A 12,674-nucleotide genomic window follows, 5' to 3' on the forward strand; every position below is an offset into this window, starting at 1 on the left:
GTTTTCAGCAAGTGGTGAAAACGGCACAGGCACTTGAGGTTTGACGGATGCGTCGGACCCACCGGATAGGGAACGGTGTGGTCGAGATCGCAGACCTGGGCGGGTTTGTCGCAGCCTGGGAACCGACACGTCAAATCCCGGCAGCGGACGAAGTCGGCCAGCGACGGCGGCGGCACGTAGCGGGGCACCGCTGGCGAATCGCCGGGATGACGCACTTCGCGGATGCGAGCCCGCGAAAGGATGCCGGCGAGTAAGGCGGCCGGCAGGATCCCGGCGCCGAACACGAACGCCGGCGGCACCGAGCACGGCACCGGCTCGGGATCGGTGGCCACGGGCTCACTGGGCGCCGGCTCGATCGGCGCTGTCTCGCTAGCCGCTGGCGGCGTGGTGGCCGCGTCGACGGATTTCTCGTCGGCGACGACGTAGACGACAGTGTTCTTGGCGGGCGCATCCCCGGTGATGCCGCCGGTGCAGTCAGGGTCTCCGCACGCGCAGTCGAAGGCGGTGCCATTGACTTTGGCGGCGATCGCCTGGGCGCGGCGTTCGTCGATGCTGCGCGGGTCGGCGTCGCACAGGCTGCGCGCGACATCTTCGACGTTCTGCTCCATCAGCGCGGCATCTGGAGAGTTCAGCCGGACGTAGATACTCGTTACTCCCGCCACATCTGACGGGGACCCGAACTGCACCGTCTGCTCGGAGGCGGCTTTTTGGCTGCGACGCAGCGCGCCGGGGTCGTGCTCGTCGACCAGCGCGTCGATGGCGGCTTCGGTTTTAGCCACCGACAGCGCACCCCACCGGGTCACCCGCCTGGCGAGGTCGGCGTCTACAGCGGCCATCGCCTCGTCGTCGATGAGGTACGTGCGCGACACGATGGTGCGCACCAGAAGATCGCTGATCATCCCGGCTTCGAACAAAGCCGCCACCCGCGGCAGCCGGTGGCGGAGCGCGACGCCGCGGTGGGTTTGGTGTAGCGCCATGCCGGTGCTGACGTTGAGCGCGGCGGCCAGTTCGGCGGCGACGGCGGCGTCGGGGTCGATCCACCACAGCTCGCGCTCCTCGGCTCGGCAGGCGGTTCGTCGGACAAAGATCTCGGCCATCACCGCTAACTTCCGGGCCCCCGCCGCGTTCTCCGCTCGCGCCCACCCGCCCGCGGCGTCCACCAACGCAGCGTCACTCAACGCAGAGAGGTCGGCGATCTCGGGCAACGAACCATCGAACATGCATTCGAATCTACTCATGTCGGCCGACGAGAACCACCAGGTCAACCGCTACCTGTGGATGAAACTACAACTGTGGATAACTCAGTCGGCGATCCGCGACAGGCGTACGAGCGGGATGGTCCGACGACCCGCCCGACCCTCGTAGTCGCCGTAGCCGGCGTACATGTCGAGCGCAAGATCCCATGCCCGGTCGCGCTCAGAGGCGTCGGTGATCTCGGCCGCCGAATATGTCCCGCTCTTCTTGCCCGCCAGCACCTCCACCTTCGGGTTCGCGACGAGGTTGCGGTACCAGGCCGGGTGTGACGTCTTGCCGTAGTTGGACGCGATCAAAATGATGTCGTCACCGTCGTCGAGGTACAGCAGCGGAAGCGTGCGCGGCAGGCCGGTCTTGGCGCCCGTCGTCGTGAGCAGCATGACCGGAACGGGATACACCGAGCTGACCCGTCCGCCGGTGAGACGCAGCAGCGGCGGATCGAGCCGTGGCGCGATCTGCTTCATGTACCAGTCGCCGGCCGCCGTTCGCGCGAACTTCTCCATCATTCGCTCGTACACACTCATGTGGCGGCGTTGCTGGGGGCTCATGGTCGATTACCTTGCCAGCCCGGACGCCCTTAGCACCTGCAAAAGCGCATCAACAGCCGCCGCGAACCCGTGATCGGCGGGCGCCGCGAAGCCGACGATGATCCCGTCGGGGTTCGGCACCTCGGGACCGGCCAGGGGATGCCGCAGGATCGCAAGGCCCTGCACCGTGATGCCTGCCTCACCCGCGCGACGCAGCACCTCGTGTTCGCTCTCGTCGGGGAGTGTCAGGAGCAGGGTCACGCCCGCCGACAGCCCGCTGATGCCGACATCGAATCCGGCCAGTGCCTCGACGAGGGTCTCGCGCCGCTTGCGGTATCGCATCCGCATCCGTCGGATGTGCTTGTCGTAGCTTCCCCGTTGAATAAAGTCCGCCATGGTCAGCTGCGTCAGAGCGTCGACGTAGAACTGCTGTCCACCCGCGGTTTCCAGTACGGCGTCAATCAGGTTGTCCGGCAACACCATCCAACCCAGTCGCAACGCCTGTGACAGGCTCTTGCTCGCCGATCCCATGTACACCACCCGATCCGGGCACAACGCCTGCAGGGCGCCGATCGGCTGGCGGTCGTATCGGAACTCGCCGTCATAGTCGTCGTCGAACACGTATCCACCCGTGCGTTGCGCCCAGTCGACGACTGCGGTTCGGCGTTCGGCGTGCAGCGGCATGCCGAACGGACTGTGGTGCGCAGGCGTCAGCAGCACTGCCGGAGTCTCGAGGCCGTCGAGTTCGTCGATGACCGCGCCGCGTTCGTCGACACCAATGGGCACCGTCGGCACATCCAGTGCCGCAAGCGCGTCCCAAAAACGAACAAGCCGTAGGCCTCGATTGCGATCGGACCCCGGCCCCGGAAGACCCGAGCCGACAGCTCGACGGCATGGCGCACGCCCGCGCACACCACCACCGACTCTGCCGACGTGCGTACGCCACGGGCCCGGGTCAGATACTCGGCGAGCGCTGCGCGCAACTCCGGCCTGCCGCGCGCATCACCCATTCGCAGGGCTTCGGTGGGCGCGGAGGACAACGCCCTTCGCGCGGAGGCCGCCCATTCGGTCCGTGGGAACTCCGACACATCGGGGGAGCCCGCATCAGGTTGTGCACCGTTGCCGCCCGCACGCCGCGGGCCCGTGGCGGCGCGTCCGCTCCGCCTGCGTTAAGCACCCAGGTGCCCGCGCCCTGCCGCGAGGCCAACCAGCCTTCGTTGACGAGGTCGGCGTAGGCTCGGCCACCGTATTGCGCGCCAGTCCGAGGTCCGCGGCGAGACTGCGGGACGGCGGGAGCATGGACCCAGGAGCCAGTCGCCCCGATCTAACGGCATCCCTGCACACTTTCGGGCACAGCAGCTTGTTGCCGACGCCTGCAGGGGGCGGCGGCTTCGGGGGTTCATACGGCGGGATGCTCATGGTTCGTCAACGCGCGCATCTGTGAAGTGCCTGAACGGCTACACCCAGTACGGCACGCGGGCCCGATACTGGCGCATCGCGATCCCGGCGAAGATCCAGCCGACGATCGTGAGCACCACCACCACCACCCAGTGCCGCAGCTCCTGCTGCGCGCCGAGAAGCGGCGCCCGGACAATATCGAGGTAGTGCAACAGGGGGTTGAGCTCGACGATCTTGGCCCACTTCCCGGCGCCCTGCTTCTCGAGCGTGGACTCGTTCCAGATGATCGGCGTCATGAAGAACAACAGCTGGACGAGGCTGAACAACAGCGGGCTGATGTCGCGGTAGCGGGTGGACAGGATGCCGAAGCACAGCGACACCCACACGCAGTTGAGCACGATCAGGCCGAGCGCCGGGATGACGGCGAGGTCGGCCCACGACCACGGCTTGGGGAAGATGATCGCGATGACGACGAAGATCACGATGTTGTGCCCGAACAGCAGTATCTGCCGCCACACCAGCCGGTAGACGTGCACCGACAGCGGGGTCGGGAGTTGCTTGATCAGGCCCTCGTTGTGGACGAACACGTCGGCGCCCTCGAGGATGGCCGCGTTGATGAGGTTCCAGATGATCAGGCCGAGCGTGACGTACGGCAGATGCTCGGAAAGCTCGAGCTTGAACAGCTTCGAGTACAGCCCGCCCATCGCGATCGCCGTGACGCCGGTGGCGATGGTGATCCAGAACGGCCCCAGCACCGAGCGCCGGTAGCGCTGCTTGATGTCCTGCCAACCCAGGTGTGCCCACAGCTCGCGGCGGGCGAAGCCGTCGACGAGATCACGCCGCGCGCGCGACATCGTCCTGGACTGAGCGGCAGCATCGGTGAACGTCATGGCTTCTCGAACCTTTCCCGTCTGCCCTGCCTGCGCAGCCGAACCCACTCGGCGAGTCCCCTCGGGTCGCGACGGGACACCAGGAAGTACCAGCCGAACCGCAACCACTCCTGCGGCAGCAGCTTGCGTAGTCCCGGCTGAGACAGCAGATATCCCCGATTGCGGTAGGTGTAGAACCTCTTGGCGGCGTTGTCGGGGTACTGGGTGTGCATCCGGCCACCGAGGATCGGCTTGAACTCGTCTGTCCCGCAGGGGTGCAGATAGATTGCGTCCAAACAGGTTCCGAACGACAGACCGGAGCGGACCAGCCGTCGATGCAGTTCCACCTCGTCGCCGCGCACGAACAGCCGCAGATCGGGCACTCCGACGGCTTCGACCGTGGCCGCGCGGAACAGAGCACCGTTGAACAGTGACGCGATCCCCGGCAGCAAGTCTCCCCCTTGCACGCAAGGAGGTGCCCCCAGACCCGCACCCTCGGTGCGCAGTTCACTGGCCCGCCGACGCCAGACCAGCCCGCGACGCAGCGGGAAGGCCAACTGATCCGGGTCGTCGAGGTTGCACACCATCGGCGAGACTTCGGCCAACGCGTGCCTGCCGGCGCAGTCCAGCAATGTCGCCAGCACGGTGTGGTCCTGCGGGCGGCCGTCGTCGTCGGCCAGCCAGATCCAGTCCGCCCCCAGCGCAAGAGCGTGCAGCATGCCGAGCGCGAAACCGCCTGCGCCACCGAGGTTTCGGCGGGAGCCGAGGTAGGTGGTGGCGACAGGCTGGCCCGCCACCAGATCGCGCACCCGCTCGTCGTCATCGTTGTCGACGACGATGAGGTGGTCCAGCGCGCGACTCTGAGTGGTCAGCGCGTCGAGCGATTTGGTCAGCTCATCGGGACGCCGGTGCGTGACCAGCACGCCGAAGACGGTGTCGGTCATCTGCGATCACGGGCGTTCTCTTCGAGCACCTCGCGCACATGGTGCGCGGCGTCCTCGCCCTCGTAGGCGCGCACCACCTCCTCGATACCGCCGGACATCTTGACGGTGCCGTGGTCGATCCACATCGCGGTCGTGCACAGCCGGGCAAGGAATTCGTTGGAGTGGCTGGCGAACACGAGGATGCCGGACCGTTCGACCAGGCCCTGCAGCCGCGTCTGCGCCTTCTTGAGGAACTCGGCGTCGACGGCACCGATGCCCTCGTCGAGCAGAAGGATCTCGGGATCGATGCTGGTGACCACGCCCATGGCCAGCCGCACCCTCATGCCGGTGGAGTAGGTGCGCAACGGCATCGAGAGGTAGTCGCCGAGCTCGGTGAACTCGGCGATCTCGTCCACCTTGGCCATCATCTGTTTGCGGGTCTGACCAAGGAACAGGCCGCGGATGATGATGTTTTCGTAACCCGATATCTCGGGGTCCATGCCGACACCGAGGTCGAATATCGGTGCGACGCGCCCCGTCACGGTGGCGACGCCTCGGGTGGGCTCGTAAATACCCGACAGCAGCCGCAGCAGCGTCGACTTGCCCGCACCGTTGTGGCCGACCAGCCCCACCCGGTCGCCAAGCTCCAGAGACATCGTGATGTCCCGCAGCGCCTCGATGACGACGACGTTCGAGTCGTTGCGTCCGATCGTGCCGCCCGCCTTGCCGAGGAACGCCTTTTTCAGAGAGCGCGCCTTCGCGTCGAAGATGGGGAACTCCACCCACGCGTTGCGCGTCTCGATACGCGGTGCTGCCAACCTGAGCCGCCGCTACAGGTACTGCCCGGTGCCGGGCGAACCGGGCCCGCCGCGTTGTCCCGGAATGCTGACGCCGGGCGGCAACGCGCCCTGTCGCATCTGCTCCAGCTGCTGGCGCGCAGCCATCTGCTGCGCGAACAGCGCGGTCTGGATGCCGTGGAACAGCCCTTCGAGCCACCCGACCAGCTGCGCCTGGGCGATACGAAGCTCGGCGTCGGACGGAACGGAGTCCTCGGTGAACGGCAGCGTCAGCCGCTCGAGCTCGTCCCGAAGCTCGGGTGCGAGCCCGTCCTCGAGCTCGCGGATGCTCGTCTTGTGAATTTCGGCCAGCTTGCCGCGGCTGGCGTCGTCGAGCGGTGCAGCCCGCACCTCCTCCAACAGCTGCTTGATCATCGTGCCGATCCGCATCACCTTGGCGGGCTGCTCGACGAGGTCGGTCAGCGACTTGCCGCCGCCGTCCTGGTCGGGCTCCATCGGCATATCGCCGCCGATGATCTCGATGTTGTCGTCGTCTTCGGGATTCGCAGTCATCCGTTTCGCATTTCCTCTACGCGCCGCGCCACTCATAGATCTTGGTCTCACCGTTGTCGTAGATCATCTCCCACGACTTGGACTTGTCTAGCGACACTAGCCCGTCGGGCATTGCGAACTTCAAGACCACTGGTGTGCTGGTGAGCACGTACCGGATATTGAGCGCTTTCACCGCCTCGGCGATGCGCGGGTCGGTGTCGGCATCGTCGGCGAAGGCCCAGAAGACGAAGCGGTGATAGCCAGGTCCCTGCTGGACGGGATAGTCGTAGTGGGTCCACAGCGGATGCAGGCCGGCCACCGCATACATCCATGCCGTTCCGTCGGTGTTCGCGTTGCCGATCAATGTGTCGTGCGCGTCGGGCAGCGTCGCGAGGTAGGCGAACGCCTCGAGGTCCTTCTTGTCGATGACAACCGAGTCGTACTTCTCGCCGAACAGGAAACTGCCGCGAGGTAGGTAACAGATGCCGATGACCACGGCGACGACGACGAGCACCGCTGCGGTTACGCGGTATGACTGCGGTGGACGTAACGGGCGGGCGGCGGCGCTGACGAGAACGAGGAGTCCGATCCCCGCGGCGGGTGCCAGCAGCATCGCCACCACCGCCGACAGCCTGCGCGGGTCGCTGTAGAAGAGGTCGCTGACTTTGCCGGTGAGTGCACCGAGCGGGCCGCCGAACGGTGCCGACGAGTGCACGATGCAGACGACCAGCCCGAGCCAGACGACGAGCGGCCACCAGACCTTTTTGACCAGAAAGACGACAGCGCCGACGCCGGCCAGCAGGACCAGCACCCACTGGATGGGGAAGTCGTTCAGGTGGCGGGTGTGCTGGACGACAGCGTCGATCAGCCCGCGCTTCTTGCCTTCGTGGGTGATGAACGCATGCCCCTCGATGATCTCGGCCTGCTGCAGCACGCCGACGAACTGCGGCAGCAGCAGACACACCGTCGGCGCCGCGATGAGGACGAGCGCGGCGAAATCCGACAGCCTGCCGCGCACCGGATGCCACAGCGCATCAACCAGCCACCAGACCACCACGAACACGACCGTCACGACGCCGCCCGTGATGTGCACCGAGAAAACCCCCAGCAGCGCGAGCACACCGAGCGGGATCCGATCACGGTGGCGCACCGCGGACATCACCAGTGCCATCGTCGGCACCGCGATGCCGTATGCGGCGAGATTGGGCATCGATGCGGTGTCGAACTCGACATAGGGAATCGCCGTGAAGGACGCGGATAGCGCTGCGGCGGTCGCGGCCGCGCCCGCAGTCTGCCACTCGCTCAACTTGCCGCGCAGCAGCTTCCACGTCAGGATCGCCGCGCTGGCCGGGAACAGCCAGACCGCGACCGCCACCGAATTGAGCGTGTAGGCGGTGGTGGGCGCGGCACCGGTCAGCTGACTGAACACCGCGGCGACGGCGTGGAACGTCGACGGGTAGTACAGCGCGTCATGGGTTTCGACGTTGCGCAGCTCGCCCATGTGTGTCGGTGAGGCCTGCCCGGTGTCGAGGATGAACCGGACCGTGTTGGCGTGCCAGACGGCATCCCAGGTGCTCGGTATCGACTGCCAGTGAGGGAGTCCCTTGACCGCGGCCAACCCGATCAGGGCGGCGCCGAGCAGGACGCCGACGGCGATGGTGAGCGCCGGGCCGCGGGAGGGTGCCCGCGTCTCGGCATCCCGGTCGCGGTAGCGCTTCAGCACGTTGGGCAAACCGGCGGCAATCACGGTCACGACGACAAGGGCAAAGAAAGCGGTCCATGCGTTCCATGGAATTCCGACGGCGCCGAACGGGACGATCGCCAGCGCGACGACGCCGTAGGTCAATGCGGGCCCGACGGCGATCGCGACGGAAACGGGCAATCTGCTCGCACATGCGACGATGGCTCCCGGCACTACCAGCACCAACACTGCTAGTAGCACTTCGAAGGCCAAGCTCACTGCATTAGTATGGCTGCCCAGGCGGCCCCGTCGGGCACTGCCCACGTGGGGTTGGGCAACCCACGGAACGCTGTCGGTTTGTGGACTTCACAGACTCTCTAAGGTGGCTGGCATGGCATACGACGTCGCCCGGGTGCGCGGATTGCATCCGTCGTTGGGCGATGGTTGGGTGCATTTCGACGCCCAGAACGGCATGCTTCTGCCCGACTCCGTTGCCACCACCGTCTCGACGGCGTTCCGGAACTCGATGACCACGACGGTCGGACCGCATCCGTCCGCCAAGCGGAGCGCGGCAGTGCTGGACGCAGCCCGCCAGGCGGTGGCCGACATGGTCAATGCCGACCCGCGCGGCGTCATCCTCGGGGCCGACCGCGCCATCCTGCTCAACTCGCTTGCCGACGCATCGTCGTCGCGGGTCGGACTGGGCTATGAAACGGTCGTCACCCGGCTGGACGACGAGGCAAACATCGCGCCCTGGCTGCGGGCTGCGAATCGGTATGGCGCCAAAGTGAAATGGGCCGAAGTCGACATCGAAACCGGCGAGCTGCCGAACTGGCAGTGGGAGAACCTGATCACCGAGGCGACGCGACTCGTCGCGATCACGTCCGCCTCTGCGACGTTGGGCACCGTCACCGATCTCCGGGCCGCCACCAAGCTGATGCACTCGGACGGCGGCCTGGTCATCGTCGACCATTCGGCGGCCGCACCGTATCGCCTCATCGACATCGACGAGATCGACGCCGACGTCGTCGCGATGAATGCGCTGGCGTGGGGCGGGCCGCCGGTCGGCGCACTGGTGTTCCGCGACCCCGACGTCATCAGCTCGTTCGGCTCGATCGCGCTCAACCCGTATGCCACCGGAGTCGACCGGCTGGAGATCGGTGCGCATCAGTACCCGCTGCTGGCCGGTCTCGTCGCCAGCATCGAATACCTTGCCTCCCTTGATGAGTCGGCTAAGGGGACCCGGCGGGAACGGCTGGCCGTCTCGATGCACTCCGCGTCGTCGTACATGACCAGGCTGTTCGACTACCTGTTGATGTCGCTGCGGTCTCTGCCGCTGATCATGGTGATCGGCAGACCCGAGACGGCGATACCCGTACTGAGCTTCGTGGTCAGGGAAGTGCCCGCCGAGAGCGTCGTGCAGCGACTCGCCGACAACGGCGTCTTGGCGATCGCCAGCGCGAGTTCCCGGGTGCTCGACGTGATCGGCGTCAACGACATCGGCGGTGCGGTGACGATCGGCCTCGCGCACTATTCGACGACCGCCGAGGTCGACCAGCTGATTCGCGCGCTGGCGTCGCTCGGCTGACTAGGACACGCGCAGCAGGACTTTGCCGGACACGTCGCCGGAATCGAGCAACTCGTGGGCTGCCGCCGCCTGATCGATCGGAAACTCGGCGCCGATGATCGGACGCACCCGGCCGTCGGCGACCATCGGCCACACATTGCGGACGGTTTCGGCGACGACCTCACTCTTGCTGCCAGGCCCGAACGCCGGTCGAGCCCGCAGCGTCGTGCCGATCACCCCGGCGCGCTTGCCGAGAAGCTTCGCCACGTTCAGCTCGGCCTTGACACCGCCCTGCATGCCGATGATGACAACCCGGCCGTCGGTGGCGAGGGCGTCGATGTTGCGGTCCAGGTAGGGGGCGCCCATGATGTCGAGGATCACGTCGGCGCCTGCGCCGTCCGTTGCCTCGCGCACCCGCTCCACGAAATCCTCATCGCGGTAGTTGATCAGGATCTCTGCGCCAAGCTCCTTGCACAGGTCGAGTTTGCGGGTTGATCCCGCGGTCACCGCGACGCGGCAGTCAAGGGCCCGCGCGACCTGGATGCCGTGTGTGCCGATGCCGCTGGCGCCGCCGTGAAAGAGAACCACTTGGCCTGCCGTCAGGCCCGCGGTCATCACCACGTTGGACCACACCGTGCAGGCCACCTCGGGGAGGGCGGCCGCATGGGGCAGCTCGACATCGTCCGGCAACGGCATCAACTGACCCTCAGGCACGGCAACGAACTCGGCGTACCCACCGCCGGCCAGCAATGCGCACACTGTTTGCCCGATTCGCCAACGGTCGACATGGTCGCCGACCTCGGCGATGGTTCCAGAAACCTCGAGGCCCAAGATTTCGCTTGCTCCGGGCGGGGGCGGATACTTACCGGCGGCCTGTAGCAGGTCCGCTCGGTTGACACCGGCGCTGCTAACCTCCACCACAACCTCACCTGCAGCGGGGCTGACGTCCGGTACTTCCTGCCATTCCAGCCGGTCGGATGAATGAGCCACGATCGCGCGCATCTCCAAAAGCCTACCGGCCGCGGATTTCCGCCCTTGGCAATGCCGATGTCGTTTACCATGCCGAGATGGAGGGGATGATTGCCGGGCGTACGGCTGGTGATATGCCCGGCCTGGACATCGCTGAGCAACGGTCGTGGCAAAACTTCCTCGACTCGGCACTGCGCATGTACGCGAACCTGAACCGGGCGCTGGTCGAGGCGCATCAGCTAACACTGAACGATGTGCGGCTGCTCGACATTCTGGACAGATCGCCAACGGGTTCGGCGCGAATGGGTGATCTGGCCGAGGGACTGATGTCCCTGCCGAGCCGGGTGACCCGGCAGATCCGCCGGTTGGAGGTCGCAGGCCTGGTGCGCCGTGGCGCCAGCCCCGACGACGGCCGCGGCGTGCTGGCCACCATCACCGATGAGGGCCGCCTCTCGGTACGCCAGGCGATGGTCACGTACGGGGAGGGTGTGCGCGAGAACTTTCTTGGCAAGCTGTCGCGTCCCCAGATCGCCGCGATGGGCGAGAACTGCCGTCGCATCAGCGCGGGGCTCAGGGAAATCCCGTCGGGCGCGAAGGTCGGCAGGGTCTAGACCCCTTAGGCTTACACGCGGTGGCGTGGCAGAGCGGCCTAATGCACTCGCCTTGAAAGCGAGAGACGGCTAACACCGTCCGGGGGTTCAAATCCCTCCGCCACCGCCGCGTTGTTCGATGGGTTCGAGGTACATGAACGCCTGACCCGTCCACGGCGACTTCACGTACCAGTTCGGCAGGCCCGGCGGGAAGCCGTCCCGCGACCAGGCCAACCGGTATTGCGCAGGCCGCGGGCGTTGGCTGCGGTCGAGCCGGGCGAAGTTGGCCTCGAGAAGGAATCGCATCACCGGTCCGGCCTCACGGATGCGTTTCTCGATCAACGGGAGCGTCCGTCCCGGGTCGGAGAACACGTCGACGACCGAGCAGTCGCAGGCATAGGCCACCGTGCCGATCTCGGGCGGCGACTTGACGGTGGCGTCGCCGACCAGCTTGCCGATCTCGTCCCCGGCGGCCATGTACTGCTCGGGGATCGCCCAGTTGCCGAAGATGACCGGACGCGCCCATGGCACACCGAGGCCGCGGAAGGAGACCATGGCGCCGACGATGAGCAGCACCGCCACGGCCGCAGGGACAGAGTGCCTCACGGCCGGAAGCCGCTCCGGCAGAACGCTTCTCAGAAGCAGGGCCAACCCGAACACACCGGTCAGCCCGAGGGCGACCGTCGACGAAACGTAGTACCAGTGGTAGGGCGGCACACCGAGCAGGCAGTACGCGCCGTACTCCGCGAGACCGCCGATGCCGAGCCCCGCCAGCGGCCAGTGGTCGGCGCGCAATCGGCCACGGACGCCCGTCGCCAACATCCACAGCACCGTGAGGACGCCGACCGCGGCGGGGATGAGGGCGAGTGACAGTGGAAGCAACATGCCCGGCTGCCACATTTTCGACAACCCGTTGGCGAAGGTCGCGTCGCCGAACGATTTCTGCAGTGTCTTGATCACCAGCGTGGTCGGAATCGCAGAGCCGAAGTGGTACCAGCTGAACACCCACCACGGCAGCGCGATGACAAGGGCGGTGGCGGGGGCCACCCAGAACCGCCGCCGCAGTGAAGGGGTCAACACGTACATGACGGCGACAACGATCGCCAGGTCGGGCCGGGTCAGGACGAGCAATCCGGCGAGCACCCCGAAACCGACGCGACGACCGTGCACGGCCTGTGCGGTCAGCCCGGTGAGGAACGCGGCAATGGGTACCACCTCGAGCCCGATCGCAGAGTTCACGAACGGGTTGGCGAAGACGACGGCCAGCACCGCGATCGACCAGGCGCCAGCGACATCGAGGCGCCGCGCGATCTGGGCCGCCCACACCGCCATCGCCGCCGACAGTGCGACGGTCACGATTCCGAGCCCCACCACCGGCTGGAGTGCGCCGGTCACACCGCTGATCCAGGTGCCCACCGCCAACAGGATCACGTTCAAGGGCGAGGTCGCGGTGTTGGACTCTTCGGTCGGAATCATCCCCCAGTGCAGATGTTCGGCGACGTTGCGGGCGTAGCTCAGCGTGATGTAGGCGTCGTCGATCAAGCCCCGGTGTGCGACGAACATGACGA

The 12,674-nt window shown here is 66.6% G+C and carries 11 protein-coding genes, 1 tRNA gene and 1 pseudogene; 3 read left to right on the forward strand and 10 right to left on the reverse strand.

The features are described 5' to 3' along the window. The 8 genes and pseudogenes from QOJ24_RS00945 to QOJ24_RS00980 form a co-directional block, all read right to left on the reverse strand. Positions 1 to 1,220: HNH endonuclease signature motif containing protein (locus tag QOJ24_RS00945; RefSeq protein ID WP_526258208.1), on the reverse strand; the 1,220-nt coding region annotated here is incomplete at its 3' end. Between the two features lie 81 nt (positions 1,221 to 1,301). Beyond that, entirely contained in the window at positions 1,302 to 1,802 is a 501-nt protein-coding gene (locus QOJ24_RS00950) for a nitroreductase family deazaflavin-dependent oxidoreductase (protein ID WP_526258210.1), read from the reverse strand. Between the two features lie 6 nt (positions 1,803 to 1,808). After that, a pseudogene (gene pdxR, locus QOJ24_RS00955) lies at positions 1,809 to 3,200 on the reverse strand (MocR-like pyridoxine biosynthesis transcription factor PdxR). 38 nt (positions 3,201 to 3,238) lie between these two features. Further along, positions 3,239 to 4,069, reverse strand: coding sequence for a galactan export ABC transporter permease subunit Wzm/RfbD (wzm, locus tag QOJ24_RS00960; RefSeq protein ID WP_526258211.1), 831 nt, complete (start codon positions 4,067 to 4,069; stop codon positions 3,239 to 3,241). Then, a complete protein-coding gene (glfT1, locus tag QOJ24_RS00965; protein WP_526258213.1) occupies positions 4,066 to 4,992 on the reverse strand; it encodes a galactofuranosyltransferase GlfT1 in 927 nt (308 codons plus the stop codon). The genes wzm and glfT1 overlap by 4 nt, the downstream gene beginning before the upstream one ends. After that, positions 4,989 to 5,789: a galactan export ABC transporter ATP-binding subunit Wzt/RfbE gene (gene wzt, locus QOJ24_RS00970; RefSeq protein WP_526258215.1), complete on the reverse strand. Its 801-nt coding sequence runs from the start codon at positions 5,787 to 5,789 to the stop codon at positions 4,989 to 4,991. The genes glfT1 and wzt overlap by 4 nt, the downstream gene beginning before the upstream one ends. A gap of 12 nt (positions 5,790 to 5,801) precedes the next feature. Then, complete coding sequence (locus QOJ24_RS00975) at positions 5,802 to 6,356, reverse strand: proteasome activator (RefSeq protein ID WP_526258216.1); 555 nt, start codon at positions 6,354 to 6,356, stop codon at positions 5,802 to 5,804. Next, positions 6,337 to 8,259 (reverse strand): DUF6541 family protein, encoded by a 1,923-nt coding sequence (locus QOJ24_RS00980; protein WP_526258218.1) that lies wholly within the window; start codon positions 8,257 to 8,259, stop codon positions 6,337 to 6,339. The genes QOJ24_RS00975 and QOJ24_RS00980 overlap by 20 nt, the downstream gene beginning before the upstream one ends. 112 nt (positions 8,260 to 8,371) lie before the next feature. On the opposite strand from QOJ24_RS00980, the gene QOJ24_RS00985 reads away from it, so the two are divergent. Further along, on the forward strand, positions 8,372 to 9,568 hold the full coding sequence (locus tag QOJ24_RS00985) for a cysteine desulfurase-like protein (RefSeq protein WP_526258220.1): 1,197 nt from the start codon (positions 8,372 to 8,374) through the stop codon (positions 9,566 to 9,568). Here QOJ24_RS00985 and QOJ24_RS00990 read toward each other — a convergent pair whose 3' ends face one another. Further along, on the reverse strand, positions 9,569 to 10,549 hold the full coding sequence (locus QOJ24_RS00990) for an NAD(P)H-quinone oxidoreductase (protein WP_526258222.1): 981 nt from the start codon (positions 10,547 to 10,549) through the stop codon (positions 9,569 to 9,571). A 65-nt stretch (positions 10,550 to 10,614) separates the two neighbouring features. On the opposite strand from QOJ24_RS00990, the gene QOJ24_RS00995 reads away from it, so the two are divergent. Continuing rightward, positions 10,615 to 11,127, forward strand: a complete 513-nt coding sequence (locus tag QOJ24_RS00995) for a MarR family winged helix-turn-helix transcriptional regulator (RefSeq protein ID WP_526258224.1) — start codon at positions 10,615 to 10,617, stop codon at positions 11,125 to 11,127. Between the two features lie 19 nt (positions 11,128 to 11,146). Beyond that, a tRNA-Ser gene (locus QOJ24_RS01000) sits at positions 11,147 to 11,233 on the forward strand. Here QOJ24_RS01000 and QOJ24_RS01005 read toward each other — a convergent pair. Beyond that, positions 11,215 to 12,674 (reverse strand): glycosyltransferase family protein (locus QOJ24_RS01005; protein ID WP_526258226.1); only part of this gene is annotated, 1,460 nt, incomplete at its 5' end. The genes QOJ24_RS01000 and QOJ24_RS01005 overlap by 19 nt on opposite strands.

The organism is Mycobacterium sp. (assembly GCF_032159775.1).
Taxonomy (GTDB): Bacteria; Actinomycetota; Actinomycetes; order Mycobacteriales; family Mycobacteriaceae; genus Mycobacterium.

Coding starts and splice junctions, on each gene's coding strand:
- wzm (WP_526258211.1), bottom strand. CDS start 4,069: ATGACGTTCACCGATGCTGCCGCTCAGTCCAGGACGATGTCGCGCGCG.
- QOJ24_RS00950 (WP_526258210.1), bottom strand. CDS start 1,802: ATGAGCCCCCAGCAACGCCGCCACATGAGTGTGTACGAGCGAATGATG.
- glfT1 (WP_526258213.1), bottom strand. CDS start 4,992: ATGACCGACACCGTCTTCGGCGTGCTGGTCACGCACCGGCGTCCCGAT.
- QOJ24_RS00985 (WP_526258220.1), top strand. CDS start 8,372: ATGGCATACGACGTCGCCCGGGTGCGCGGATTGCATCCGTCGTTGGGC.
- QOJ24_RS00990 (WP_526258222.1), bottom strand. CDS start 10,549: ATGCGCGCGATCGTGGCTCATTCATCCGACCGGCTGGAATGGCAGGAA.
- QOJ24_RS00975 (WP_526258216.1), bottom strand. CDS start 6,356: ATGAGTGGCGCGGCGCGTAGAGGAAATGCGAAACGGATGACTGCGAAT.
- QOJ24_RS00995 (WP_526258224.1), top strand. CDS start 10,615: ATGGAGGGGATGATTGCCGGGCGTACGGCTGGTGATATGCCCGGCCTG.